Origin of the sequence: Sphingomonas arenae (genome assembly GCF_016924655.1) — a bacterium.
Taxonomy (GTDB): domain Bacteria; phylum Pseudomonadota; class Alphaproteobacteria; order Sphingomonadales; family Sphingomonadaceae; genus Sphingomicrobium; species Sphingomicrobium arenae.
The window spans coordinates 854,653-881,059 of sequence record NZ_JAFFJU010000001.1 but is presented as its reverse complement, the minus strand read 5'-3'; the positions used below and the strand labels follow the sequence as shown (position 1 = coordinate 881,059).

24 protein-coding genes are annotated in these 26,407 nt (G+C 64.7%); 11 read left to right on the top strand and 13 right to left on the bottom strand.

Translation table 11 applies throughout. The features are described from left to right. Position 1 precedes the first annotated feature (1 nt). Positions 2–1,186: a phospholipase D-like domain-containing protein gene (locus tag JT720_RS04450; protein ID WP_205479624.1), complete on the bottom strand. Its 1,185-nt coding sequence runs from the start codon at positions 1,184–1,186 to the stop codon at positions 2–4. A gap of 153 nt (positions 1,187–1,339) precedes the next feature. Here JT720_RS04450 and rpoZ point away from each other — a divergent pair, with 153 nt between their 5' ends. Continuing rightward, the gene (gene rpoZ, locus JT720_RS04445) at positions 1,340–1,681 is read left to right on the top strand and encodes a DNA-directed RNA polymerase subunit omega (RefSeq protein ID WP_205479623.1); all 342 of its coding nucleotides are present in this window, start codon (positions 1,340–1,342) and stop codon (positions 1,679–1,681) included. Here the strand turns inward: rpoZ and JT720_RS04440 are convergent. Next, complete coding sequence (locus JT720_RS04440; protein WP_272873171.1) at positions 1,672–2,127, bottom strand: winged helix-turn-helix transcriptional regulator; 456 nt, start codon at positions 2,125–2,127, stop codon at positions 1,672–1,674. The genes rpoZ and JT720_RS04440 overlap by 10 nt on opposite strands. A gap of 236 nt (positions 2,128–2,363) precedes the next feature. Between JT720_RS04440 and JT720_RS04435 the strand changes: the two genes are divergently transcribed. Then, positions 2,364–4,454 carry a RelA/SpoT family protein gene (locus JT720_RS04435; protein ID WP_205479619.1) on the top strand — a complete coding sequence of 697 codons (2,091 nt, stop codon included), beginning with the start codon at positions 2,364–2,366 and terminating at the stop codon, positions 4,452–4,454. A 93-nt stretch (positions 4,455–4,547) separates the two neighbouring features. Here JT720_RS04435 and JT720_RS04430 read toward each other — a convergent pair whose 3' ends face one another. Next, positions 4,548–6,821: an NADP-dependent malic enzyme gene (locus JT720_RS04430; protein ID WP_205479618.1), complete on the bottom strand. Its 2,274-nt coding sequence runs from the start codon at positions 6,819–6,821 to the stop codon at positions 4,548–4,550. A gap of 106 nt (positions 6,822–6,927) precedes the next feature. Here JT720_RS04430 and mgtE point away from each other — a divergent pair, with 106 nt between their 5' ends. Then, positions 6,928–8,379: a magnesium transporter gene (mgtE, locus tag JT720_RS04425; RefSeq protein WP_205479616.1), complete on the top strand. Its 1,452-nt coding sequence runs from the start codon at positions 6,928–6,930 to the stop codon at positions 8,377–8,379. Positions 8,380–8,419: 40 nt separating this feature from the next. After that, the gene (locus tag JT720_RS04420; RefSeq protein ID WP_205479615.1) at positions 8,420–8,824 is read left to right on the top strand and encodes a DUF1489 family protein; all 405 of its coding nucleotides are present in this window, start codon (positions 8,420–8,422) and stop codon (positions 8,822–8,824) included. On the opposite strand, the gene JT720_RS04415 is transcribed toward JT720_RS04420, so the two are convergent. The 4 genes from JT720_RS04415 to dinB all read right to left on the bottom strand — a co-directional run bounded on the left by JT720_RS04415 (position 8,821) and on the right by dinB (position 12,185). Next, entirely contained in the window at positions 8,821–9,513 is a 693-nt protein-coding gene (locus JT720_RS04415) for a GIN domain-containing protein (protein WP_205479613.1), read from the bottom strand. The genes JT720_RS04420 and JT720_RS04415 overlap by 4 nt on opposite strands. 34 nt (positions 9,514–9,547) lie before the next feature. Further along, positions 9,548–10,273 carry a head GIN domain-containing protein gene (locus JT720_RS04410; RefSeq protein ID WP_205479611.1) on the bottom strand — a complete coding sequence of 242 codons (726 nt, stop codon included), beginning with the start codon at positions 10,271–10,273 and terminating at the stop codon, positions 9,548–9,550. A gap of 127 nt (positions 10,274–10,400) precedes the next feature. Then, positions 10,401–10,937 carry a CarD family transcriptional regulator gene (locus JT720_RS04405; protein ID WP_205479610.1) on the bottom strand — a complete coding sequence of 179 codons (537 nt, stop codon included), beginning with the start codon at positions 10,935–10,937 and terminating at the stop codon, positions 10,401–10,403. Positions 10,938–11,099: 162 nt separating this feature from the next. Continuing rightward, on the bottom strand, positions 11,100–12,185 hold the full coding sequence (gene dinB / locus JT720_RS04400; RefSeq protein ID WP_336511936.1) for a DNA polymerase IV: 1,086 nt from the start codon (positions 12,183–12,185) through the stop codon (positions 11,100–11,102). 74 nt (positions 12,186–12,259) lie between these two features. On the opposite strand from dinB, the gene sucC reads away from it, so the two are divergent. The 5 genes from sucC (at position 12,260) to JT720_RS04375 (ending at position 15,886) form a co-directional block, all read left to right on the top strand. After that, positions 12,260–13,459 carry an ADP-forming succinate--CoA ligase subunit beta gene (gene sucC / locus JT720_RS04395; RefSeq protein WP_205479607.1) on the top strand — a complete coding sequence of 400 codons (1,200 nt, stop codon included), beginning with the start codon at positions 12,260–12,262 and terminating at the stop codon, positions 13,457–13,459. Positions 13,460–13,569: 110 nt separating this feature from the next. Next, positions 13,570–14,319, top strand: coding sequence for an electron transfer flavoprotein subunit beta/FixA family protein (locus JT720_RS04390; RefSeq protein ID WP_205479606.1), 750 nt, complete (start codon positions 13,570–13,572; stop codon positions 14,317–14,319). Next, positions 14,316–15,248 carry an electron transfer flavoprotein subunit alpha/FixB family protein gene (locus JT720_RS04385; RefSeq protein ID WP_205479605.1) on the top strand — a complete coding sequence of 311 codons (933 nt, stop codon included), beginning with the start codon at positions 14,316–14,318 and terminating at the stop codon, positions 15,246–15,248. The genes JT720_RS04390 and JT720_RS04385 overlap by 4 nt, the downstream gene beginning before the upstream one ends. Positions 15,249–15,311: 63 nt before the next feature. Further along, positions 15,312–15,464, top strand: a complete 153-nt coding sequence (locus JT720_RS04380) for a hypothetical protein (RefSeq protein ID WP_205479604.1) — start codon at positions 15,312–15,314, stop codon at positions 15,462–15,464. Further along, a complete protein-coding gene (locus tag JT720_RS04375) occupies positions 15,452–15,886 on the top strand; it encodes a TIGR00645 family protein (protein ID WP_205479603.1) in 435 nt (144 codons plus the stop codon). The genes JT720_RS04380 and JT720_RS04375 overlap by 13 nt, the downstream gene beginning before the upstream one ends. Here JT720_RS04375 and JT720_RS04370 read toward each other — a convergent pair. From JT720_RS04370 to JT720_RS04355, 4 genes are read right to left on the bottom strand one after another with little or no spacing between them, the layout of a single operon-like run. Beyond that, positions 15,883–16,881 (bottom strand): histone deacetylase family protein, encoded by a 999-nt coding sequence (locus JT720_RS04370; protein WP_205479602.1) that lies wholly within the window; start codon positions 16,879–16,881, stop codon positions 15,883–15,885. The genes JT720_RS04375 and JT720_RS04370 overlap by 4 nt on opposite strands. Beyond that, positions 16,881–18,167: a hypothetical protein gene (locus tag JT720_RS04365; protein ID WP_237219642.1), complete on the bottom strand. Its 1,287-nt coding sequence runs from the start codon at positions 18,165–18,167 to the stop codon at positions 16,881–16,883. The genes JT720_RS04370 and JT720_RS04365 overlap by 1 nt, the downstream gene beginning before the upstream one ends. Further along, complete coding sequence (nhaA, locus tag JT720_RS04360; RefSeq protein WP_205479600.1) at positions 18,143–19,354, bottom strand: Na+/H+ antiporter NhaA; 1,212 nt, start codon at positions 19,352–19,354, stop codon at positions 18,143–18,145. The genes JT720_RS04365 and nhaA overlap by 25 nt, the downstream gene beginning before the upstream one ends. A gap of 52 nt (positions 19,355–19,406) precedes the next feature. Continuing rightward, positions 19,407–19,847, bottom strand: a complete 441-nt coding sequence (locus JT720_RS04355) for an OsmC family protein (RefSeq protein WP_205479599.1) — start codon at positions 19,845–19,847, stop codon at positions 19,407–19,409. A 91-nt stretch (positions 19,848–19,938) separates the two neighbouring features. On the opposite strand from JT720_RS04355, the gene JT720_RS04350 reads away from it, so the two are divergent. Both JT720_RS04350 and uvsE read left to right on the top strand, forming a co-directional pair. Continuing rightward, positions 19,939–20,967, top strand: coding sequence for a single-stranded-DNA-specific exonuclease RecJ family protein (locus JT720_RS04350; RefSeq protein ID WP_205479597.1), 1,029 nt, complete (start codon positions 19,939–19,941; stop codon positions 20,965–20,967). Beyond that, positions 20,964–22,142, top strand: a complete 1,179-nt coding sequence (gene uvsE / locus JT720_RS04345; protein WP_237219641.1) for a UV DNA damage repair endonuclease UvsE — start codon at positions 20,964–20,966, stop codon at positions 22,140–22,142. Before JT720_RS04350 ends, uvsE begins: the two co-directional genes overlap by 4 nt. A 46-nt stretch (positions 22,143–22,188) precedes the next feature. Here uvsE and JT720_RS04340 read toward each other — a convergent pair whose 3' ends face one another. After that, a complete protein-coding gene (locus tag JT720_RS04340; RefSeq protein WP_205479595.1) occupies positions 22,189–22,743 on the bottom strand; it encodes an EF-hand domain-containing protein in 555 nt (184 codons plus the stop codon). Between the two features lie 214 nt (positions 22,744–22,957). Next, the gene (locus JT720_RS04335) at positions 22,958–26,257 is read right to left on the bottom strand and encodes a TonB-dependent receptor domain-containing protein (RefSeq protein WP_205479593.1); all 3,300 of its coding nucleotides are present in this window, start codon (positions 26,255–26,257) and stop codon (positions 22,958–22,960) included. Positions 26,258–26,407 lie beyond the last annotated feature (150 nt).

Here is a 26,407-nt window from a genome sequence, read left to right as displayed (position 1 = left end):
CCTACTTCTCCGCGCCGAAGTTCAGCCGCCGCGTCACCGTATAGTCGATCGTCGTCACCAGGAAGTGACCGATGGTCCACTTCGCCTTGCGCCACCAGTTCGCTCGCGCCTTGTGGATTTCGGGCGTGATCTGCAGGCTGTCCCGTGTCTCCCGCTCGAAGTAACCCCGCATCTGCTCGGCAAAACCCGCATCTTCGATCCGAAGCATGATCTCCAGGTTCAGGTAGAGGCTGCGAAAGTCGAAGTTGGACGAGCCGATGTGCACCGCATCGTCGACGATCGCCAGCTTGGTATGCAGGCGGCACGGCTGATACTCGTACATCTCGACGCCATTGCGCAGCAGCCGCTTGTAGGTGTGCCGCGCAGCCGCGATGGTGGTCGTGTTGTCGGACTTGGAAGCGGTGATGACGCGGACCTGGCCGCGCCGTCCCATTCGCGCGATCCGGCGCAGCATGGCGTAGGGCGGCGAGAAATAAGCCGCGATCATGTCCATGCGCGTGCCGCTGATGATCTCCTTGGCGATCTGGGTCGGCCAGGGATTGCGACGGCGCATCGGCCCCGAGAACTTCCACTGCAACGCGCCCCTGCGCTGCGAATGGCGATGGATCAGGCGGCGTAAGGTGCGGATCTTCGCTCCCTTGGTCGTCGTCCACTTGAAGATCGCTTCATAGTAGCGCGTGAGCGGGGTGACAGCGCTTCCGTCCAGCGTCAGCCACAGGTCCCTCCAGTCCGTCGCCTTGCTGCCGTCGCCGAAATAGTCGTCATCGATGTTGGAGCCCCCGACGATGGCTCTGCGACCGTCGAAGATGGCGATCTTCTGGTGGTTCCGCAGCAGGTACCGGACTCCGTAGCGGGGATGGAACAGGCAGAAGTGCCCGCCCGCATCATGCAGCGGCTGGTAGAAGTCCGGCCGCGCCGCCGAGCAGCCAAACCCGTCCACCAGCAGCCTCACCTCGCAACCGCGCTCCACGGCCCGCACGAGGGCCTGGACGACCGCGCGTCCGGCATGGTCGTCGGAGAACATGTAGAAGAGCATGCGGATGCTCTCCCGCGCTTCGTCGATCATGCGCAGGATCGTTTCGAGCCGCTCGGGCCCTTCTTCGATCAGTTCTAGCCGCGTGCCCGCGATGTCCGCGCTGATCCGCCGGTGCGACGACGGCGGCTGCGGATCGGGGCGGTCGGCCATGGGCGACCTTTGCCGGGCTGGAGGTGGAGGCGCAAGCATCGGAGGCGTAACGCATCCGGAACGGAAAAGTCGCGCTTTCCTTGACTCTGGCACAGGGGCGTCTTAGGTCGGCGCCCTTCCGTCGAACTCCCGCTTTTAGAAAGACAGGCCGTCATGGCACGCGTCACCGTCGAAGATTGTGTCGACAAGGTTCCGAACCGCTTCGATCTCGTCCTGCTTGCGGCGCAGCGCGCGCGGCAGATTTCCGGCGGCGCCGACCTGACGTTGGATCGCGACCGGGACAAGAACCCCGTCGTGGCCCTGCGCGAGATTGCCGAGCAGACGGTTCGTCCGCCCGAACTGCACGAGGCGATCGTCTCGGGTCTCCAGCGTGTCCGCATCGACGAAGAGGACGAGACGGACGAACTCGCCTCGCTCAGCGAGTCGGCCGAGGCGCTTCGTCTGACCGCGGCGGCTCCGCCGCGCCCGACGCCGAGCGGCGGCGACTACGAGTAATCGGCGGCGAGGGACTGCGCTGCGCTCGCCGCAGCGCTGGTCCTGACCGGTGCCTTCTGCGGCACCTCCGCATCGACCCAGGTGAGATCGGCGGGCGACACGGCGCGACCAGCGTGATCCCGCGCGACGAGCTCCTGCAGCGGCTTGCCAGAGCGCTTGTCCGCCAGGATCATCCGCGATGGTCCTGCCAGCCATTTCTCTGACCATTGGCGAAGCGCGACCAGCGTCGGCAGCAAGTCCGCTCCCATGGCGGTCAGCTCGTAGATAATCCTTCGCCTGTCCACAGGATCACGACGACGCTCGAGCACGCCTGCTTGGACCAGACGAACCAGGCGGTTGGACAAGATGTTGCGCGCAATCCCCAGAGAGGCTTGGAACTCCTCGAAATGTCGGAGACCCGACATTGATCCTCGCAAGATCAGGATCGTCCACTTTTCACCAATCAACTCGATCGCGGGAGAAAGCGGACAATGGGCTGCTGCAGCCCTGAACGCTTCAACAATGCCGCTACTTGCGTCGTTACTCAACGAGACGGTCCTTGACAGGTCTTCGGCCGCACGAATGAAGCACACAACCGCCGCCGACGCTAGCAGCCGAAGCGTGAGCGCTACCATGCGTGGCCTTGGTGCCGCAGTGGCTTTCGCACTTGCAACAGGATGGCCCCTCGGCCCACATTAGGGGCGTGCTACGCCAATATGAGTTGATCGAGCGGGTTCGGTCGTACGATCCCGACGCCGACGAGGCGTTGATCAACCGCGCCTACGTTTTCTCGATGAAGGCTCACGGCTCGCAGACGCGCGCCAGCGGAGACCCTTACTTCAGTCATCCGATCGAAGTCGCGGGCATCCTGACGGACCTGAAGCTCGATGACGAGACGATTGCCACGGGCATTCTCCACGACACCATCGAGGATACGGTTGCGACGCCGGAGGAAATCGAGCGCACTTTCGGCCCGAACGTCGCCAGGCTGGTCGATGGCGTTACCAAGCTCAGCAAGATCGAGGCGCAGTCGGAGAATGAGCGCGCCGCCGAGAACCTGCGCAAGTTCCTGCTCGCCCTGAGCGACGATATTCGCGTGCTGCTGGTGAAGCTGGCCGACCGGCTCCACAACATGCGCACGCTCCACCACATCAAGAACGAGGACAAGCGCCGCCGCATCGCCCGCGAGACAATGGAGATCTATGCCCCGCTCGCTGAGCGGATCGGCATGTACGAGATCATGAACGAGATGCAGACGCTCGCGTTCCGGCAGCTCGAGCCCGACGCCTATGCATCGATTATGCGGCGCCTGGCGCAACTGCATGCCGAGGGCGGGGACATCGTCAGCCGCATCGGCCTGGGTCTGCAACTCCACCTGCAGGACAATGGCTTGGAGGCCGACGTTCAGGGTCGCGAGAAGCACCCCTACAGCATCTGGCGGAAGATGGCCGAACGGCACATCAGCTTCGAGCAGCTGTCCGATGTGATGGCTTTCCGCGTGGTCGTGGAGAGCGTCGAGGATTGTTACCGTGCGCTGGGGCTGATCCACCGCCGCTGGCCGATGGTCCCGGGCCGCTTCAAGGATTATGTCTCGACCCCCAAGCGCAACGGCTACCGGTCGTTGCACACGTCCGTGATCCACGACAGCAAGATGCGGATCGAGATCCAGATACGCACCCGCGAGATGCATGAACTCGCGGAGCGCGGGCTCGCCGCGCATTGGGCCTACAAGGAGGGCAAGCCGACCGCCGACATCCGGGTGCCGTGGATCGACGACCTGGTCGAGATCTTGGATCATGCCGAGAGCCCCGAGGAGCTGCTCGAGCACACCCGGATGGCGATGTACCAGGACCGGATCTTCGCCTTTACTCCCAAGGGCGAGCTTATCCAGCTGCCCAAGGGCGCCACGCCGGTGGACTTCGCTTATGCCGTGCACACCGATCTTGGCGACCGGACGGTCGGCGCCAAGGTCAATGGTCGCGTGGTGCCGCTCCGGACGTTGCTGGACAACGGTGACCAGGTCGAGATCCTGCTGTCCGAAGCGCAGCATCCCCAGCCGTCCTGGCTGCGCTTCGTCGCCACCGGGAAGGCGCGCTCGGCGGTGCGGCGTTTTGTCCGGCACAAAGAGCGGGACGAAACCGTCGAGCTCGGCCGCAAGATCTACGACGAGATCGTCGCGCGCCTGCCTGTGCCCTTGCCAGCCGAGGCCCTGCCGCGAGCGCTCAAGAAGCTCAAGATGGAGGACGAGGACGCCTTGATGATCGCCATCGCGCGCAAGCGCGTCGGCGACGAGGCGCTGATGGAAACGCTGGTGCCCGGCTCAACCGGCACTGATGTGGCGCCGCGTCCTGCGGCACAGCTCAAGGCGATCTCGATCAAGGGACTGACCGCCGGCGTGGCCTACCACCTGGCGCAATGCTGCCATCCGATTCCGGGCGACCGGATCGTCGGATTGCGCCGCGAGGACGAGGAGATCGAGGTCCACGCCATCGGCTGCGAGCGGCTGGCCACCGGGGTGGACGCGGACTGGCTCGACCTCGCCTGGGGCGACGGCTCGGACGGCGCGACCGCGCGGCTGTGCATCATCCTTCGCGATGTCGCCGGAGCGCTTGGCGTGATGGCCGGGATTCTCGGCGGCAAGGGCGCCAACATCGTCAACCTGCAGCTGGTGCACCGCGACGGCAGCTTCCACACGTTCCATGTCGATGTGGAGGTGCACGACCTGGCCCACCTGCACGCGATCGTCGCGGCGCTGCGGGCGGCGGATCAGGTCTCAAGCGCGGAACGAATCTAAGCTCTGGTCATGCCTGCGTAGGCGGGGTCCCTCATATCCCCCGGACAAGCTCGGCGCTTCGGAGATGGACTCCTGCCTTCGCGGGAGTGACGGTCAGGCGCGCTTCGCCCGGTCCGCTCCGCCGGCCGCCAGAACCGCAAGCGTCACCAGATCGCTCGCGCTCGCCGTCATCGGGGCAATCTGCACGGGCAGCTGCATGCCCAGCAGGAACGGCCCCAGCACGCTTTCCCCACCCAGGGCGCGGAGCAGCTTCGCCGACAGGCTCGCGGACTGCAGGCCCGGCATGATCAGGATGTTGGCAGGACCGGACAACCGGCTGAATGGATAATAGCGCCGCTGCATGTCGTGGTTGAGCGCGAGCTCGGGTGACATCTCGCCCTCATATTCGAAGTCGACCTTGCGCCCGTCGAGCAGGTGAACCGCTTCGCGCAGCTCGCCGACGTAGGCGCCGGGCGGGTTGCCGAAGGTCGTGTAGCTGGTGAAGGCGACCCGCGGCTCCTGCCCCATGCGACGTGCGAAGGCGGCGGAGCGGGTCGCGATGGCCGCCAGCTCCTCGGCTGTCGGTCGCTCGGTGACCGCGGTATCGGCGATGAGTACCGTCTGGTTCTGCCCGACGACGATGTTGATGCCGAACGGAGTCGCGCCTTCGTCCGCATCGATCACCATCGATACCTGGCGGAGGCTCTGGCTGAAGGGGCGCGTGACCCCGGTGATCATCGCGTCTGCTTCACCAAGCGCGAGCATGGCCGCGGCGAAATAGTTGCGATCCTGGTTGACCATCCGCTCGATCTCACGCCGCAGGAAGCCCCTGCGCTGGAGGCGCCCATACAGGTGGTCTACCGCGCGGCCGACCAGCGGCGAGTTGCGGCTGTTCAGCACCTCGTAGCCGGACGGATCGTCGACCCCGAGGTCCTCGAGCAATTCGTAGACCTCCTCGCGTCCGACCAGCACCGGCGTGCCATAGCCGCCTTCCTTGAACGCGATGGCGGCGCGCAGGACATTGCGTTCCTCGCCCTCGGCGAACAGCACCCGCTTCGGATTGGCGCGTGCCGCCTCGTAAGCGAGGCTCAGAACGGACACCGTCGGGTTAAGACGCGCGCGCAGCGACTGGCGGTAAGCCGCCATGTTGTCGATCGGCTTCTGCGCCACGCCCGAACGCATCGCGGCGTCGGCCACGGCCGCGGGCACGATCTCCATCAGCCGCGGGTCGAAGGGCGCGGGGATGATATAGTCGGCGCCGAACTTGTGACTCTTGCCGCCATAAGCTGCCGCGACTTCTTCCGGCACCGCTTCACGCGCCAGGGCAGCCAGCGCCTCGGCAGCCGCAATCTTCATCTCGTCGTTAATGGCCCGGGCGCGCACGTCGAGCGCACCCCGGAAGATGAACGGAAACCCAAGCACATTGTTGACCTGGTTCGGATAGTCCGACCGGCCCGTCGCGACGATCGCATCGGGGCGCGCAGCCTTGGCCTCCGGTGGAGTGATCTCCGGGTCCGGATTGGCCATGGCGAAGATGATCGGCTGGTCCGCCATGCCCTTCACCCATTCGCCCTTCAGCGCGCCCGCCGCGGACAGGCCTAAGAACACATCAGCGCCGACCAGCGCCTCCTGTAGCGTGCGGCGGTCGGTCTCCACGGCATGCGCGCTCTTCCACTGATCGAGGTCCTCGCGACCCTTGTGGATCACGCCGGTGCGGTCGCACATGATGACGTGGTCGCCCCGAACGCCCATCGCCTTGATCAGCTCGGTGCAGGCGATCGCCGCGGCCCCGGCGCCGTTCACCACCACCTTGATGTCCTGCAGCTCACGCCCCGTCAGCTTGCACGCGTTGATGAGGCCCGCCGCCGTGATGATGGCGGTGCCGTGCTGGTCGTCGTGGAAGACGGGGATGTTCATCCGCTCCCGCAGCGTCTGCTCGATGACGAAGCAATCGGGCGCGGCGATGTCCTCAAGGTTGATGCCACCGAAGCTGGGTTCCAGCAGCGCGACGGCTTCGATGAACTTCTCGCAATCCTCCGTGTCCACTTCGAGGTCGATCGAATCGACGTCGGCGAAGCGCTTGAACAGCACCGCCTTGCCTTCCATCACCGGCTTGGACGCCAGCGCGCCGAGGTTGCCGAGCCCAAGGATCGCCGTGCCGTTCGAGATCACGGCGACAAGATTGCCCTTCGCGGTGTAATCGTAGGCGGTCGCCGGGTCCTCGGCGATTGCGCGTACCGGCACGGCGACACCGGGAGAGTAAGCCAGGCTGAGGTCGCGCTGGGTCGCCATCGGCTTGGACGCGATGATCTCGATCTTGCCCGGGCGCCCGCGTGCGTGGAAGTGGAGCGCCTCGGCTTCGGAGAACTTGACGTTGCTTTCGGACATTCCGCCGCCTTAGCCGCTGGAGGTGGCTCAAGTCACCCTTCGGGGTGACAAAGCCGGCGACAGGTGACAAAGGGCCGTTCACTCGGGTCGGCAAGGGGTCAAGCACATGAGCGAGCGCGAGAATATCGCCGACGCCCCACTTGCGCCCGAGGTCAAGGACGTCACTTCGCCCCCGCAGCAGGCCGAGCCGGACGACCGGGTGATGGACGAGGAAGACCGGCTTCGGCCGGAGTTCGTCAGGGACGTGCTCGACGCCGTGGCAACGGGAGACGTCCAGACCGCCCGTGAGCTGGTGGAGCCGCTCCATCCGGCGGACGTTGCCGACCTGATCGAACTTGCCCGGGCGGACGAGCGCGAAGGTCTCGTGGCCGCTCTCGGCCTGATCGTCGACGCCGACGTGATCGCCGAGATGAACGAGCACGTCCGCGAGGCGCTCATCGACGAGATGGAGCCGCAGCGGGTCGCAGACATCGCCGGGCAGCTCGAAACCGACGATGCCGTCGCACTGATCGAGGACCTGGAGGAGGACGAGCAGCGCGCCGTTCTCCGCGCCATGGAGCCGGACGACCGCGCCGCCATCGAGGAAGCGCTCACCTATCCCGAGGAGTCCGCCGGTCGCCTGATGCAGCGCGACCTCATCGCGGTGCCGGAGCATTGGACGGTTGGGCAGGTGATCGATTACCTGCGTTCGGGCGAAGGTCTGGCAGACGACTTCTGGGAGGTGTTCGTCGTCAGCGCGTCCCACCATCCCGTTGGCACCTGCAAGCTGTCCAACATCCTCCGGTCGGCACGGCACCGGCGGGTCTGCGACATCATGTTGCGAGAGCAGACGCTAATCCCGGTCGACATGGATCAGGAAGACGTGGCGCTGCGCTTCCAGAAATATGCGCTGGTCTCGGCCGCGGTGGTCGACGACAGCGGGCGCCTGGTCGGGATGATCACGGTGGACGACGTGGTCCACATCATCCAGGAGGAAGCGAGCGAAGACGTCCTGCTCCTGTCCGGCGCTGGCGAGGGCGACATCAACGAGCCGGTGCGCGAGAGCTACAAGGCGCGCGTCCGCTGGCTGATCGCCAACCTTCTGACCGCCTTGCTCGCGTCCACGGTCATCCGGATCTTCGAGGACTCGATCGAACGCCTGGCAATCCTTGCAGCGCTGATGCCGATCGTGGCGGGGGTCGGCGGCAATGCCGGGACGCAGACGCTCGCGGTCACGGTTCGCGCGCTCGCCACCAACCAGCTCACGCGCTCCAACCGCTGGCGGCAGGTCTGGCGCGAGATCCGGGTCGCGATGCTGAACGGGCTCACGGTCGCGACGCTGATCGGAATCGCCGTTTCCCTGATCCTCCAGAGCCCGCAATTGGGCGCTGTCATCGCCGCAGCCATGCTCTTCAACATCCTGATCGCCGGCTTCGCGGGCGTGCTGGTTCCGCTCACCATGGAGCGCCTGCGCGCCGATCCGGCGGTGGCGAGCAGCATCTTCGTGACCATGGTGACGGATTCCATGGGGTTCCTCATCTTCCTCGGGCTTGCAACAGCGGTTGGCCTCACTGGCTAAGCCCTTGTCTTCGCCTGCGCTTTTGCCGCAGGAGCAGGGTGTGCCGACTCTCCATCTCACCAAGGTTGCCGTGGGCTGCCGTGATCTTGCGGCGCTGGAAAAGCGGATCGCCTCCCGCACCGGTCACGGTGAGGTTCGCGTTGTTACGCGCATGAAGCCCAAGCGTATGGCAGAACTGGTCGGTGGCTCGCTTTACTGGATCGTCAAGCACCGGATCATCGCCTGCCAGACGATCCTGCGGTTCGAGGACCGGCCCGACGGACGCCTCGACATCGTCTGCGCCGATGCGCTGCAGCCGGTGCCGCCCACGGCCAAGCGCGCGCACCAGGGTTGGCGCTATCTGGAAGGGGCGGAGGCGCCGCTGCCGGGAGACACTGACGACAGCGGGTTGGGGCTGCTTCCTCCGCCGCTCTACGGAAGGCTGGCGGCGCTCGCTTTGGTCTAGCGGCAGCCGGAAACGGTTGCCGAGCCCTCGGCGACGACCTTGCACGCAGGATTACCTGCCAGGGTCACGGCCGAAAGCCCACGGGCGGTCACGTCGGCGCTGTTGGTAGCCACGGCGCGAACCGTGGTGGGCCCCTCCGCGCCGATCTTCAGGTCCTTGACCTGCAACGCCCCCGCATCGAGCGCAGAGGTACCGCGCACCACGGCCGTGAACTTCAGCGCCTTGCCGGCCAATCTGGCGCTCCCGGCCCCCGCAATGCCGGTCGTCAGCCTGTCGACACCGACCTGGTCGATCGAAGCGGTTCCGGCGCCCTGGATGGTAAGGTCGAATGCGAGCCCCTTGACCGCATTAATGGCCAGGCTCCCCGAGCCGTTCAGCACCGCGCTCCTCAACTCATGGGTTCCAACGCTGATCTCCACGGGCCCGCGTTGCTGGCCGGGATAGCCACCCCAGGAGGAGCGGTTGGGCCGGATCACCAGTGTCCGCCCATTGATCTCGACCGCCACGCCGTCCAGACCCTGCGCAGATCCGCTAGCCCTCGCGAACGGGGCCTTGCCCGTCACCAGCGTAACCGCGAACGGCCCTTCGACCCGGATCCGGTCGAAGCTCGTGATGGAGAAGTTCCGCTCCGCCGCGGTAGCGGGGAATGAAGCGGTCGCAAGGGCAGCTATCAGCAGGAAGCGTGTCATCGCTCCTTCATGCCGCACGATGGTTAATGCGTCGTCAAGAGCACTGGACGTTGCCGCTCCCTGCCTTGCTGATGCTGCATTTGGCACCGCCGGTCACGCGCACGTCCCCGGACCCGGCAATCCCCACCTTGGCCGTGTCCGTGGCATTGGCCTCGATATTTCCCGAACCAGCAATGTCAGCCGAGACTTGCTGGCTTGCTACCTGCCCCGCGCGGATGTCGCCGCTTCCGGCAATCTCATAACGGGCTCGTGCCGCCTGCCCAGCGGCCGAGGCTTCCCCCGAGCCGGCGATCTCCAGCCGCAGGTCCTCGACCCGCACCTCGGCGATCCGAAGGTTGCCGGAGCCCGCGATGGAGCCTGCGAACCGAGGGCCGCTGACCCGGTTCACGCGGACATCACCCGATCCCGCTATGGCCGCGCCTTCGATCATCGGTGCCGAGACCGCGACGCGCGCCTTGCCGCCACTCCAACTGAAGCCGCTTCCGAACCAGCCGGAGCGCTTCTCCGGGTGGATTCGAAGGGTGTTGCCGTCCACCTCGACGACCATTTTCTCGAGCAGCTTTTGGGGGCCTTGCGCCGCTACACTGGGCTGGCCCCCGGTGGTCACGTCAACGTCGAACGGGCCTGCAACCTCGATCTTGGTGAATCCCCCTACGGGAAAGGTACGGGACGTTGTCGGCCCGCCGTCTTCCGCCTTGCTGACACTGCACGCACTCAGTGCAAGCGTGGCCGCCATCGCTCCAAACACCGCTCGACGCATCGATACCCTCCTGTCTCGCTGTATTGCATCAACAATACACCAGCGGCCGAGGCATGGCAAGCATGCGAAAAAGGGCGCCTCCCGCGAAGGAGGCGCCCTTGTTCGACCTCAAGGAGGGCGGGGAGGCTTATTCCACCACTTCCTTAGTCTTGTGGTGGATCAGCGCTGCCTTGTTGAGGATCTCGAGGATCTTCTTCAGCGCCGTCGGTTCGTCGACCTGCTCCATCGCAGCCAGCTCGCGTGCGAGACGCGAAGAAGCGGCCTCGAAGATCTGCCGCTCCGAATAGCTCTGCTCCGGCGCGTCGTCCGGACGGAACAGGTCGCGGACCACTTCGGCGATCGACGACAGGTCGCCCGAGTTGATCTTGGCTTCATACTCCTGGGCGCGGCGCGACCACATGGTGCGCTTCACCTTCGGCTTGCCCTTCAGCGTCTCGAGCGCGGCGGTCATCGTCTTGTCGGACGACAGCTTGCGCATGCCGACGGAGTCCGCCTTGTTCACGGGAACGCGGAGCGTCATCCGCTCCTTTTCGAAGCGCAGCACGTAAAGGTCGAGCCGACAGCCCGCGATCTCCGTGCTTTGCAGTTCAACGACGCGGCCAACACCATGCTTGGGGTAAACTACGTAATCGCCAACGTCGAAGCTCAACGCCTTCGCTGCCATTCGTTCACCTTTCTTCGAGTGTGAGTCCGAGCCCTCGGAATCCGCATGGTCCCCCCAAGTCGACCTGCGGCCTTGGCTCTTCTCTCTCCTGGAGTCCTGCTTGCAGTCGGGCTTCCGCTGAATCGCGGCTGCCTCTGAAATCAGTCTGTAACACAAACTGACTTAAATCTCCAGACCCAGCTGTAACGGCACGCCCGCGTTAACCACGATTAAGTTGTGGATGCCGAGGCCGAGCAGCCTGACGCCCTTGGGCACGGGCAACAGACTAGCCAGGAGATGGTGTCCCGCGGTCGTGAATCCAACCTTGTCGGTCACCGGATCGACGAAACTCCTGGATCGCGTGATGGTCTGAAAGTCCGCGAACTTGACCTTCAGCGTAACCGTTCGCCCGGCGACCTCAGCGCGCTCGATCCGCGCCCAGGCGAGTGTCGCCACCCTTTCCAGCTCAACCGTGAGGGCTTCGGGCTCGCTGAGGTCCGTGTCGAACGTGCGCTCCGCACTGACGGACTTTGCTTCCCGATGCGGGCGCACGGGGCGCTCGTCGATGCCCCGGCAGATCCGCCAGTACCATTCGCCCGAGCTGCCGAACCGTCCCTCGAGTTCCGCCAGGCTCAGTCCCTGGAGATCGGCTCCGGTATGGATCCCCATCCGGTTGAGCTTCTCGGCGGTCTTGGGTCCGATGCCATGGAAGCGGCCGACCGGAAGCGAGCCGATGTAGCGTGGTGCATCCTGCGGCCGGATGACACACAGGCCGTCGGGCTTGTTCTGATCGGAGGCGAGCTTCGCGACGAACTTGCAGTAGGACACGCCAGCTGACGCCGTGAGCTGGGTTTCCTCCCGAATCCGCCGCCGGATGTCCTCGGCAATGGCGCGCGCGGAACCGAGCCCGTGCCGGTCCTCCGTGACATCGAGATAAGCTTCGTCGAGGCTGAGCGGCTCGATCAGGTCGGTGTAATCCGCGAAGATGCGCCGGATCTGCTGCGACACCTCCCGATAGGCGTCGAAGCGCGGCTTGACGAAGACCAGGTCCGGGCAGCGCCGCTTGGCGGTGACGGACGGCATGGCCGATCGCACGCCGAACGGGCGGGCCTCGTAGCTTGCCGCCGCGACCACGCCGCGGTGGCCGCCGCCGACTGCCACCGGCCTTCCCCGAAGGTCCGGGTTGTCGCGCTGCTCCACGCTTGCGAAAAAGGCATCCATGTCGACATGGATGATCTTGCGGATCGGTCGAGGCGGCCCTGCGTTCACGCCCCGTTCCCTAGCTTGGCATCCTTCCGGAGTCATGCTTTAGGGCCGCGCAAACGCAATCCCGGGAATCTTGCATGAACATCCACGAATACCAGGCCAAGGAATTGCTCGCGAAGTTCGGCGTGCCGGTACCCGCGGGTCATGCGGCGTTGAGTGTGGAGGAGGCGGTGAAGGCCGCCGAGCAGCTCCCCGGGCCGCTGTGGGTGGTCAAGGCGCAGATCCACGCTGGCGGTCGTGGCAAGGGCAAGTTCAAGGAACTCGGGCCCGACGCCAAGGGCGGCGTGCGGCTGGCCAAGAGCATCGAGGAAGTTCGGGCGCACGCCGAGGAGATGCTAGGCAAGACGCTGGTGACCGTGCAGACGGGCGATGGCGGCAAGGAAGTGCAGCGGCTGTACATCACCGATGGCGTCGACATCGCCAAAGAGTTCTACCTGGCACTGCTGGTCGACCGCGAAACCGGCCGCATCGCGGTGGTCGCCTCCACCGAGGGCGGCATGAACATCGAGGATGTGGCGCACGAGACGCCGGAGAAGATCCACACCATCACCATCGATCCTGCGACCGGCCTGATGCCCCACCATGGTCGCTCGGTGGCGGCAGCGCTCGGGCTCACGGGGGACCTCGCCAAGCAGGCGGCAAAGGTGCTCGCCGGCCTGTACGCGGCCTTCCAGGGTACCGACGCCTCGCAAATCGAGATCAATCCGCTGGCGATCACCGACGACGGCAAGCTGATGGTGCTTGACGCCAAGGTCGGCTTCGACTCCAACGCCATGTTCCGCCACAAGGACCTGGCCGAGCTGCGCGACCTGACCGAGGAGGACCCGCAGGAGATCGAGGCGAGCAAGTACGATCTCGCCTACATCAAGCTAGACGGCGACATCGGCTGCATGGTCAATGGCGCGGGTCTCGCCATGGCGACAATGGACATCATCAAGCTGAACGGCGCCGAGCCGGCCAACTTCCTCGATGTCGGCGGCGGCGCCTCCAAGGAGAAGGTCACCGCAGCGTTCAAGATCATCCTTGCCGATCCGGCGGTGAAGGGCATCCTGGTCAACATTTTCGGCGGCATCATGAAGTGCGACATCATCGCAGACGGCATCGTCGCCGCGGCGCGTGAGGTCGACCTCAAGGTTCCGCTGGTGGTCCGGCTCGAGGGCACCAACGTTCAGCAAGGCAAGGACATTCTGGCGAGTTCAGGCCTGCCGATTGTTGCTGCCAACGACCTGGGCGACGCTGCGGCCAAGATCGTCGCCGAGGTGAAGCGCGCCGCTTAATCGTCATCCCCGCGAGGGCGGGGATCCAGCTCCTGCTCCCAGGCGCTGGAACGAGGGTTCAGGAAATGGATTCCCGCCTCCGCGGGAATGACGCGAGAAGAGGTTTGAGCATGAAGGTCTTAGTCGCGGTCAAGCGGGTCATCGACTACAACGTCAAACCGCGTGTGAAGATGGACGGCACCGGCGTCGATCTCGCCAACGTCAAGATGAGCATGAACCCCTTCGACGAGATTGCTGTCGAGGAAGCGATCAGGCTCAAGGAGAAGGGCGCGGCCACCGAGATCGTCACCGTCTCCATTGGCCCGGCGAAGGCACAGGAAACCCTCCGCACGTCGCTCGCCATGGGTGCGGATCGTGCCATTCTCGTTCAGACCGACGATGAGGTTGAGCCGCTCGCCGTCGCCAAGATCCTCGCGAAGATCGCGGAGGAAGAGCAGCCGGGACTGTTCCTGCTCGGCAAGCAGGCGATCGATGACGACGCCAGCCAGGTCGGACAGATGCTGGCTGCGTTGTTGGGCTGGGGCCAGGGCACCTTCGCGTCGAAGGTGGAGGTGGACGGATCCAACGCCAATGTTACTCGGGAAGTTGACGGTGGCCTCGAAACGGTCGCGCTAAAGCTACCCGCGATCGTCACCACCGACCTTCGCCTGAACGAGCCGCGCTACGCCTCGCTGCCCAACATCATGAAGGCCAAGTCGAAGCCGCTCGCGACCAAGTCGCCGGCGGATTATGGCGTAGACACGGCTCCACGGCTGCAAACGCTCAAGGTCGTCGAGCCGTCGAAGCGGCAAGCAGGAATCAAGGTCGGCTCTGTGGATGAGCTCGTTGCGAAGCTGAAGGCGATTGGAGCGGTGGCATGAAGATCCTGGTTTTGGGCGAGCACCACGACGGCAAGGTCAAGGACTCGACGCTCGCGACGCTCGGTGCGGCCGCCGCGCTCGGCGGTGAGGTCGACCTGCTCCTGCCGGACAGCGCGGCTCCTGCGGCTGCGGACGACGCAAAGAGCATCGCGGGGGTGTCGAAGGTGCTGGTGGCGGCTGACTCCGCGCTGGATCATGAGCTCGCTGAGACGGTTGCCCCGCTGCTCGCGCGCCTGATGGAGGGCTACGACGTCCTGCTGGCTTCGTCGACGACGACCGGCCGCAACATCGCGCCGCGTGTCGCCGCCTTGCTCGATGTCATGCAGATCAGCGATATCATTTCCGTCGAGGGGCCGGACACGTTCACCAGGCCCATCTACGCGGGCAATGCCATCGCGACGGTGCGCTCCAACGATGCCAAGAAGGTGATCACCGTCCGCGGCACGGCTTTCACCAAGGCGGAGCGGGGTGCCGGATCGGCCACGGTGGAGCAGGTCGAAGCCGGCGTGACAAACGACCGCTCGTCTTTCGTCTCCATGGAAGCGAGCGAGAGCGAGCGGCCGGAGCTGACCAGCGCCAAGATCATTGTTTCCGGCGGTCGTGCCCTGGGCTCCAGCGATACGTTTCACCAGCTGATTGACCCCCTCGCCGACAAGCTTGGCGCGGCGGTCGGCGCCAGCCGTGCGGCGGTCGACGCGGGCTATGCGCCCAACGACTATCAGGTCGGGCAAACCGGCAAGATCGTCGCTCCGGAGCTGTACATCGCGATCGGCATTTCGGGCGCGATCCAGCACCTCGCCGGCATGAAGGACTCCAAGGTCATCGTTGCGATCAACAAGGACGAAGAGGCGCCGATCTTCCAGGTGGCGGACGTCGGGCTGGTCGGCGACCTGTTCAAGGTCGTCCCGGAACTGACCGAGAAGCTCTAACGCACTTAGGCGGCCGTTAACCGCTTGTGGTTAACCAGAGCCCCACTTGTTGGGGGCTCAGATATGAAGCACACACCTATCGTGCCGGGAAATGCGCGGCGCGGTCCGAAGTTCGATCGAGTGGAGCGGGGCCTCGAAGCCGTGCTGTTCGGCAGTCGCTGGCTGATGGCGCCCTTCTACCTGCTGATGGTCGTGGCGCTTGCATGCTGCTGGTGAAGTTCGCGCAGGAAAGCTGGCATATCGTCACGCACACTCTGACCATGAGTGAGAGCGATGCCGTCCTGGCCGTGCTGTCCCTCATCGACATCACGCTCACCGGCAATCTGCTCCTGATGGTTCTGTTCGCAGGCTACGAAAACTTCGTCTCGAAGATGGATGTGCAGGACCATGAGGATCGACCCGAGTGGATGGGCAAGGTCGATTTCGCCGGGCTGAAGCTCAAGCTGATCGCATCGATCGTGGCAATCTCGGGCATCAACCTTCTGAAGAACTTCATGGCGCTGGAGCCCGGCAAGATGGTCCCAGGAACGGATCAGCAGTTGTTCTGGATGGTCGTCATCCACCTGGTCTTCATCGCGTCGGGCGTGATGCTCGCCTTCATGGACAAGATTGCCGCCTCAACGAACGGCCACCGCTAACCCCGACGCGCAAAGCCTTCGAGGAAGGCGGCCATGTTGGCGCCGAGCGCGTCTATCGCATACCCGCCTTCCATCACGATGAGCGTTGGCAGGTCTAGTGCAGCGATGCACCCCGCCATAGCCGTGTAGTCGGGTGTCTCGAGCGCGAAGTGGCTGATCGGGTCGCCCGCGTAGGTGTCGGCGCCGTAGCTGACGATCAGCAGGTCGGGCGATCCGGCCGCGACCCACTCCAGCCCCTGAGCGAGCGCGCGTTCGTAGGCAGGATAGCCGGTGCCGCGCGGAAGCGGCAGGTTGAGGATGTTTCCGCGACTCTCGTCGGCATGGCCCCAGAAGAAGGGGTAGTCGGTCGTCGGGTCCGCATGAATGGACACGAACCGTACATCGTTCCGGTCGGTGAAAATGTCCTGTGTGCCGTTCCCATGATGATAGTCTACATCGAGAATCGCTACCTTCGACCCGCCTTCTGCGAGCGCCTGTTCTGCGGCGACTGCGGCATTGTTGACGTAACTGTAGCCGCCAAGATAATCGCGTCCCGCGTGATGTCCCGGTGGGCGGCAGAAGGCGAAGGCGGTGCCATCCGCACGCGCGGCTTCGAGCGCTGTCAGGGCCGTCTGCGCGCCCCAGTATGCGGCCTGCCAGCTATGCTCACCGATCGGTGTGGAAGTGTCGTAACTGTACTGACCGAGCTTGGCGTCGATGCGGTCGAAATCCAGTGCTCGGCGATGCACCACCGGAAAGGCGTAGGGGAAAGCGTCACCCTCGCGTCCGGCAGCACGCCACTCGGCAAATGCCGCTCGAAGGAAGTCGAGATAGTCTGCGGAATGAACCCGTAACAGCGGCTCCAATCCATGGTCGCGTGCAGGTTCCGTCGCGCGGATCGCCGACAGAACCGCATCCACCCGACCACCATGCTCGGCGGCGGGATGCAGCGCGCCGTTGAAGAACTCGGCGGCGGGAGCATGGGCCCGCTGCCGCTCGTCCCAGAAGCAGCGCATCACCGCGCCTTCAAGTCGGACGGGAGGGTGGGCTCGGAGAGGAGCTGCTCCATTCGTCTCCAGCGCGCCTCCTCGGCTGCACCGGCGCTCTCGACATCCGCCGCCACCATATCCCGGCCGAGACCATAATTGATGACGTAGCTGCGATACTGTTTGGTGAAGTTCACCGACTGGCGTGCACGGGCTTCGCTGAACAGCTGGTACTTCTGCGTCAGCCGCACCGCCTCTTCCTCGCCGATCTGGCCGTCCAGGAACATCTGCGCGATGGTCATTCGCGCACCCTGAAGATCCCGTAGTGCCAGCAACAGCTGGTCGTACCTCTCCGCGTCCTGCGTCGGCAGCTTCGCCAGCGGGTACAGGACAGCCATCTCGTAACGGAGCTTGCGGGCCGGCGGAAACGCCAGGTCGATGCCAAAATTGGCGGAGCCTTCAGCGATCAGCGACTGCGGCGAATAAAGGGGATAGACGCTGAACTCGACCCAGCCGCGACCGCGCACCAGTCGCTCTTCCAGCAAGACGTTCAGCGCGTGGTGCCCGGGATAACCTTCGTGACAGCCAAGATCAATCGCCCGGTTGATGCGGATCGGCAAGTCGGTGTTGATCTCGATCCGGGATTGGTAATCACCAAGATAATAGTTGTAGCCGCTCCAACTCTTGTCGTGAACGAAAGCCAGGTTGAAGCGCTCCGTCGGGGGCAGGGTGATGTGCCGCAGCGTGGCTGTCCGGCAGGCCGCGATAGCGTTCCGGAACACGTCCTCCAGTTCCTTGCGCCCCACCGTGAAGCGATTCTGGAAGGCCTCAACCCGATCCGGCAGGGCATCCTCTCCGGGAACGAGCGCATCGATGCGGGCAAGGACCGGGTCGTAGGCCGACAGGGGTTTGAGTTGCGGACGAACTCCGAACAGGCCTTGCGCTTCTTCGGCGAACGGCAGTTTCTCGCCTTGGAGCATCTGCAGCCGTGTGGCAGCCGCGTTCAGCTGCGCGTCCAGAAAGGCTGCGCGCCGCGGCTCCGACTGGTGGAGCGGACCGATGCGTGCGCGGAGCTGCGAGACTCGTGCGGCCAATTGCGGCAGGCCCTCCGCCGCAGCGATGGCCTTTCCGTCCGCCTGCAGGTCGGCGGGACCGTAGTAGGCGTCAATGTAGCCATCTTCCTTCACGCCGATCGCAAGCTGCGTGCGCACATAGTCTCGAGCCACGGCGTCCAGGCTGTCGTTGGGCGCACCGACGTTGACGCACGCTGCCAGGAGCAACGCCAGCAGGATCAGCGGGAGAGCTCGTCTTTGCATACCGTCGGGTCCTTGTCCGCATCCTCGCCGAACACTTCTTCAGCCTCGTCCAGTTCGTAGCGGGTGCTTGGGATGGGGCCGGCCCATTTGAGCACGGCAAAGCCCAGGAGCCCAGAGGCCAGTGATCCCGCCAGCGTGCCGATCTTCGCCTCGTCCACCAGCAGCGGGTCGTCGAAAGCCAAGGCGCCGATGAACAGGCTCATGGTGAAGCCGATCCCGCACAGAAGCGATGCTCCATAGATGTGCACCCACCGAAGCGATGCCGGCTTGGGAGCAACGCCCGTCCGATCCGCGATCCACACCGCACCTAATACTCCGGCCTGCTTGCCCAGGAACAGGCCAAGCGCGATGCCGATCGGGAGGGGTGCCAGAATCGCGTCCGTGCCGGGAAAGGTCACACCGGCACTTGCAAAGCCGAACAGGGGCACGATCCCGAACATGACATAGGGGTGGATGCGATGCTCGAGCAATTTGAGCGGGGAGTATGGCTCCCCCTTGCCGAGCGGGATCGTCAACGCGGCGAGAACGCCCGCGATGGTCGCGTGGACACCGGACTGGAACACAGCGATCCACAACAGCACGAAGCCCGCCAGAAACGGCCAGAGCTTGCGGACTCCGAACATGGTCATGGCCGCCATGATGCCGACGATGAGCGCGGATACGGCCAGCGCCTGCACGTTCAGGTCCGACGTATAGAAAAGCGCGATGATCACGACTGCGCCGATGTCATCAATGATGGCGATGGTGACGAGCAGCAGCTTGATCGATGCTGGCACCCGGCTGCCGATCAGCGCCAGCACCCCCAGCGCGAAGGCAATGTCGGTCGCAGCAGGAATCGCCCAGCCGCTGCTGAGCGCCGCATCGAAGCCGGTGGCAATCTTGTACACCAACGCGGGCATCGCCATCCCGGCGGCGGCGGCGATCATCGGCAGACGCCGCGCCGCCGGCGTCGCCAGCTGACCGTCATACCACTCGCGCTTCACCTCCAGTCCGACCAGCAGGAAGAAAACCGCCATCAGCGCGTCCGCGATCCAATAATGGATGGTCAACGGACCGACGTATGCGTGAAGGGCCCCGTGGTAAGCATCGGCCATGGGCGAGTTGGCGATGACCAGCGCAAGCCCCGCCGCCGCCATGAGCAACAGCCCCGCGTTTCGCTCGTGGTTCGAAGGATTGCCGGCGGCCATGGGACGGCCATGCACAGCTACTTCAGCTCACGCAACTCGCAGTCGGCGGCGCCTAGGCCGAAGCGCCGGCAGCGATCTCCACGTCGAGGCTCGTCTCCGCGTTGAGGAGCTTGGAGATCGGGCAGTTCGCCTTTGCGCTCTCCGCCAGCTCCCGCAAGCGCGCCTCCTCGATGCCCGGGACGGAGGCGCGTAGCCTGAGGTCGGAGCGGCTGACCTTGAAACCGGTGCCGTCCTGGTCAAGCTTGACCCTCGCCTCCGCCTCAAGCGTCCCATCCTCGACACCGACCTTGGCCAGTTCGAAGCTCAGCGCCATCGCGAAGCAGCCGGCGTGAGCCGCCGCGATCAGTTCCTCCGGATTGGTGCCGGGCTCGTTCTCGAAACGAGTGTTGAAGCCATAGCGCTGGTCATGAAGGACGCCAGATTGTGTGCTGATCCAGCCCTTCCCGGATTTCCCCATACCCTCGTAGCGCGCGCTCGCGGTGCGTGTGATCATCTGGTCGCTCTCCTGTGTGGCCCCATACGGACGAACGGGCAGGGTGCGGCTTGGTTGCGGAGCAGGATGCGGCCCGGGTCGTTCCCTCCCCATGGCTCTCGACCCGCAAGCTACCGGTGACCGCTTCCGCTCCTGGCTGGACCTTGCGCCCGGTTCGCCACTGATCCTGGGGCACTTCGATGCGGACGGGCTGTCGGCCGTTGCGATCCTCGCGCGTACGCTTGAAGGATCGGACGTCAGGCTGGTGGGCAAAGGCGAGAACCCATGGTCCCCGGAGCTCCGCGCGGAGCTGGCGGAGCGTTCGCCTCCCGCCCTTATCGCCACCGATCTTGGGGTCCGCGACGGCGAGATCGCACCCGGCGTGCCGACAGTTCTCATCGACCATCACGTGCCGACCGGTGTGCCGGGCGAAGCGTTGGTGATCAGCGGGCACGGCCAGGTGCCCGAGCCGACCTCGGCGCTGCTCGCTTATTGGTGCGCGCGGGGCGCCGGAGCGGCCGAGGACCTGCTGTGGCTCGCAGCCATCGGGCTGATCGGCGACATGGCCGAGGACGCCGGCTTTTCCGAGCTGGAGGAAGCGCAGCGACGCTTTGGCAAGACCGCCCTCCGCAACGCCGTCTCGCTGATCAACGCGCCCCGGCGCACAGCCTCGGCCGACGCCACGCCGGCTCTGCAGCTGCTGCTGAAGTGCAACTCCCCGAAGGAACTGCTGTCGGGTGAGTATCCCGAGACCGCCGAATTGATCGCCGCCAAAGAAGAGGTGAAGGCCGAGATGGAGATCGCGCGGCGGGTGGCCCCGAAGGTGCGGGGCGATGTCGCTCTGATTCCGCTCGCATCGCCCTGCCAGGTCCACCCTCTGGTCGCCCAGCAATGGCGATCGCGCCTGAAGGACAAGGTCGTAATCGCGGCCAATCGCGACTACCGGCCCGGCTGGGTCCACTTCGCCGCGCGCACGGCTGCCGGGCACGACCTCATCCGCTTCTTCGCCGAGCGCCGGCCGGAGGGCGCAGGCAGCGAATATGGCAGCGGCCACCGCGCAGCGAGCGGCGGTGCGTTACGGCACGAGCAATGGAACGAGTTCGTGCGCGAACTCGGCTTTCCAGAGGAGCAGATCGCATGACGTCGACCCCGACCCGCCCGTTGCGGCTAGGCTTTCCCGTGAAGGTACTGGGAGTGCCTGGCCTCAAGGGCAACGACACCCGTCGCTGGCAGAAGAACCCGCACCTGAAATGCAGTCTCGAACATGTCGACGAGATTCTCGACTACCTGAAGAAGGTCGAGATCGACATGTACCGGCTGAGCTCGGACCTGGCGCCCTACGCCACCCACCCGGACATGCCGCAGTTCCACAACATGGTGGCGGAGAGTGATGCGGAACTGGCCGCGTTCGGCAAGAAGGCGCGCGAGCTCGACATCCGCCTGTCCTTCCATCCCTCCCAGTACGTTCTGCTCAACAGCCCGGACCCGGACCTTACCCGCAAGAGCATCTGGGACCTGTCCAGTCAGGCCGAGATGCTCGACAGGATGGGCTGCGGTCCGGAAGCGGTGCTCGTGACGCACGTCGGCGGGGTCTACGACGACCGCGAAGCCTCCAGGGCCCGTTGGATCGATGGATGGAACCAGTGCCCCGAGCATGTGCAGCGGCGGCTGGTGCTCGAGAACGACGACATCCGATTCTCCGCGGCCGACGTACTCTGGATCCACGAGCGGACGGGCGTGCGCTGCGTGTTCGACTACCAGCACTTCTGGTGCCTCAACCCTGAGCGACTGGACATCCGGGAAACGTTGGAGAAATTTCTGGCGACTTGGCCTGACGGAGTCCGGCCGAAGATTCACTTCTCCTCACCTAGGACTGAGATGCGGGAGGTGAAGCGCCAGATCACCGCCAAGCAGCGCGCTGCCGCAAAGGCTGGCACGGGTCGCCGTTCAAAAGCACTGACCAAGGCGCCGGTGAAGGCGACTGCACGGGTCAAGACCGTCCTGCTGCCTCCGATCTGGACGGGTCACAGCGACTTCACGAATCCGTTTGAATTCGCGACCTTCATGCGCATGGCCGAAGGGCTGGAATTCGACGTGATGATGGAGGGCAAGTCGAAGGACGTGTCGATTATCAAGCTTCGGCCGGACCTGCTCCGCTTCGCGCCTGACGTTGCGGCGCGATTTGGGATCACGGCGGAGGATGCGGAGGAACTGGCGGCCGAGGAAAAGAGGCTGGAGCAGGGCGTTTCCGCCGAGGAGGAACCGGACGTTGATGAAGGCGCACTGGCGGCCGCGGATGAGGAGGAATTCGCCTGAGCGCTGACGGGCGGCCCGGGTCCGGGCCGCCCGCTGATACGTGCGCTTAGCCGCGCAGGAAGGTCTGCAGTTCTTCCTTGGAAACGTTGCCGTTCTTGTCGGAATCGGCCTTGCGGAAGGCCGAGTTCAGGTAGCCGCGGGTGGGGGCTTTCTTGTCCGCGGCAGTCTGCAGGTCCGTCACCCACTTGTTGAACTCGGTGCGGCTGAGCGTGCCACCGCTGTTGGTGTCGTACTTGGCCCAGTCCGCTTCCACCGTGGTCGCGACGGCGTCGCCGCCGCCCTGCTCCCCGGTCGCGGCATCCTGCTGCGCAGGTGAGGCGGGAGTCGCAGGGGTCGCCGAAGTGGACGTGGATGGATCGGCGGGAGTGGCAGGCTGGGCCGGCTGGACTCCCGACGGCGTCGTCGTGGACTGCTCTGTCGGAGCCGGCTGGGCAGTAGTGGTCGTGGGTGTCGCCGGGTCCGTGGTGGTCGTGGTCGTTGTCGACGACAACGGATCAACAGGGCCCGCCGGCGCCGCAGGATCCGCGGTGGGCTGAGCGGTTTGCGCAAGCGCCGTCGTGCTGAGGAGCAGCGTAGAAGCTGCGATCGCGTACTTGATCATGGTCGAACTCCAATGTCGTGAGAATCTCGTGCGCCAGCTACAACCGGCGCGAGGGAACAAACGCCTGGCATGGCGTAACGATCTCGACATTGTCCCGGATTCAGAACGTTCGGGCGGATAAATTCCCGTTGAATTTCAACGAGGTGAATCGCTCACAATCTATGAGACTCGCCGGTTCGGCCGGGCCACGCAGCGCGCGGTCCGGCCTTCCCGATCAGAAGCGAACGCCCGCCCCAAAGCGGAAGTAGCGTCCACGGATCGCATCGAAATAGGTCACCGTTCCTCCGGAAGCTGGAACCTGGAACGGTTTCTTGCGATCGAAGACGTTGTCCACGACCACGTTGAACCGGAAGCGTTCACCTACATTGTAGGTCGCCGACAGGTTGTGCAGGAACACCCGCTCGATGGTCGGGAACTCGTAAGTGTTATCCTCCGCATCCGGGTCGATCTTCGCCTTGCCGAAGAACTGCGTCTGCCACTGCAGCGCCAACCCCTTGTTCCGGTAGGTCAGGTTGCCCGTCGCCTGGTGGCGCGAATAGCCGATGCTGCTGGCGAGCGTCGTGATGTCCCCGCGTCCGACCCTGACCGTAAGCGTGTCGTTGTACAGGTAGTTCAGGCCGAACTCGAGGGAGCTTCCGGCACCGAGGAACGGCGTGTCCCTCCGGTAAGCGATTTCGGAGATTAGGCCCTTGAAGCGCTGCCCCGCGGCGTTTTCGAATCCGGTCTCGATGAAGGTAATCTGCCCGTCGGCATCGCGGGTGAACTGCTCGCAGAAGTTCGTGCCCGAGGCCGAAACCGAGTTCGGGAAATCCGGGGAGTCGTAGCACGCCTCCAGCACCTGGGTCGCGGTCAGCGCCGTCACGGCGTTCTTGAGCTTGATGTCGATCCAGTCGACCGAGGCCGTGAAGCCCGGTAGGAAGCGCGGCCTCAGGACCGTCCCGATCGTCCATGCATCGGCAGTCTCGTTGATCAGGTTCGGATTGCCCGACAGCGATCCTGTGGCTGTGAAATCCACGATGTCGGACGAGAAGCCCGGCTGGATTCCATCAGCCGCGCAGTTCGCGGCGCGAGTTGCCGGATCCGGCCCCGAACTGATGAACTGATCGTCACACGGGTCGTTCGCGAGAGTGAAGATCTGGCTCGTTGGATTGAAATACTCCGTGATGGCGGGCGAGCGCACCGAGCGGGTGTAGTTGCCCCGGAACGTGATGTCCCGGAACGGCTGCCACGTGGCGCCTAGAGTATAGGTCGGGTCGGAGCCTGCCAGCGAGTGGTTGATGAGACGGATCGCACCGTTCAGCTCGAGCGAGTAGATGCCGGGGATGTTCTGGTCGCGGCTGACCAGTGGCACCGTCAGCTCGCCGAAGAACTCGTCCGTGTTGAACTCGCCCGACACTGGATCGAAGATCGCAGATTGTCCGAACGGCACTCGGTCGTTCGTCGGATCGCCATCGCCGTTCTCGTCCACGGTGGGGTCCGGATCCGGACCGCCGCTGTAGAAGGTCCCCGGGCTGAACTCAGAGCTTTCCTCCCGATGCTCGTAGCCGAGCGCAAAGGCAACGGGACCGCCCCAGATGTCGAACAGCGATCCCGAGACCGAAGCCGTGAAGACCTTCTGGTCGTTGACGTTCTTCGGGTTGGTCGGCGCCGTGATGTACGCTGCGGCTTCCGGACTGACCTGCCGTCCGAAGGGGTTGAGCGGCGCGCATGTCGAGCTGAACGTGGGGACATCCGCGTTCACGTAACCGGGCCGGCAGACGATGTTTCCGCTTGCGTCCACCACGGCGTCCAAGGCGTTTTCCAGGTTCTGCTGGACGACGGCTCGGCCGTTGCCCTTGGTGGTGGACTTGCCATAGTTGCCGACCACCTCGAACCGGAACTCCCGGTCCATCACGTTGAACGTTCCGTCCAGTCCACCCACGAAGCGATACAGCTCAACCGTGCTACTGGCCTTGCCCGAGATGATGTCGGTGTTGGCGCGCGTCAGGTAGAAGTAGTCTTGCGGAGCGCCGCCGAGGTTTTGATCGCTGATAATGTTGTTTGCGATCGCATTTTGAATGAGCGTCCGCGCAGATGGCGACAGGAACGGGTTGTCGAGCTGAATGATGAACTGACCAGCGGGGTCGCCAGCATCTGCGAACAGGTTTGTGTTGTATTCCGGCTGGGCGCGGAAAGTCGTGCCCTTGCTGTTCGCGTACCAGGCCTCCCCGAAGAGACGGACATTGGAAGTGATCTCGTATTGCGCGAGAGCTGTGCCAACGATGCGCCGCAAGGGTGCAACCAGGTTGCCTGGGAGCACGAAGCCACTGCCCCCATCGTAGTTCAGGAGGTTGCCGGTCCTAGCCCCGAAGTCGATCGGCACCAGCTCGCCGCGCTCATTGAAGGCGAGTGGAAGACCGGTGGGCGTCCCGTCATTGGTGACGCCGACCTGCACCGGGAAAGGAACCTCGAACAATCCTGGAAGGACGTCGTTCGCGGTGAAAGGGTCGACCACAAAGAACAGATCAGAGACCTGCGGGAGGCCGAATTGTGAGAGCGATGGCAGCCGTCGATCGCCGATGAGCACATTCTGGAACGGTGACGCTGGGTCCAGCGGCGTCGTGTAGAAGTTGTTCATGTTCTTGCGGTCGCTGAAATCGAGACCGCCGGCCTTGTTGTATTCCGCCGCGACCGAGATGTTGCCGCGCCCGTCCGCGAAGCTGGTCCCGGCCGCTCCACGAATCCGCCAGTCCTGAAGGTCGCCACGCGAAGAGATCGCGTTCTGGCCGTCCAGCTGGACTCCCTTGAAGTTCCGCTTCGTGATGACGTTGATCGTCCCGGCGATCGCGTCCGCACCGTAGATAGGGGCGCCGCCCACCGCCACGGTCTCCACCCGATCGATCAGCAGGGTCGGCAGAACGTTGAAGTCGACCTGCGAGCCATTGGTGCCCGTCGGCCCGAAAATGGACGCCGTATTCGAACTGACGAAGCGCCGGCCATTGACCAGGGTCAGCGTGCGCTGGTCGCCCAGGCCGAAGAAGTTGACGAAGTTCTGGCCTGAGCCAACGTCCCCGGACTGGCCCGTTCCGACGGGGCTTGATCCTGGGACGCCAAACGCCGGAAGTTCTTCGAGCGCGTCCGCCAAGTTCGAATACCCGCGCTGCTCGATCTGCGCCCCGCCAAGCACCACAGCCGGCTGGGGCGTGTCAAAGTTGGCCCGAGGAATGCGCGAACCGGTGACCACGATCGCTTCCGGCTCCCCGGCTTGCGCGTCGGCCTGAGCCGCAGGCGCAGCACCGGGTGCGGGTTCGACTGGCGGCTGCGCCGCCCGGGCCTCACACTCAGTCAGCGCAGCACCGGCCAGCCCGGAGCAATCTGCAGGCGCCGACGCGGCGTCGGGAGTTCCTTGAGCCCACGCCGGAGCAGAGAGGCTCAGGAGAGAAATCGCGAGTGCGCCCAGCGATGCCCCACGGCCGAGACCCGCCCGCCCAGAGCGCAGCACACAGGTATCCAGAACTTGATTGCGAGCAGACATACGACCTCCCGAGTTCAGCCCCGCGACGCGAGCTGAAGTTGTACGGTTGCTGGATAGGAAGGCAGCCTTAACCCTGTTCATGTGCGATCAACGTCTTTTCGACAGAACGCCAATGGCTTCCGATCAACGGTCGAAAATCCATTGAATGCA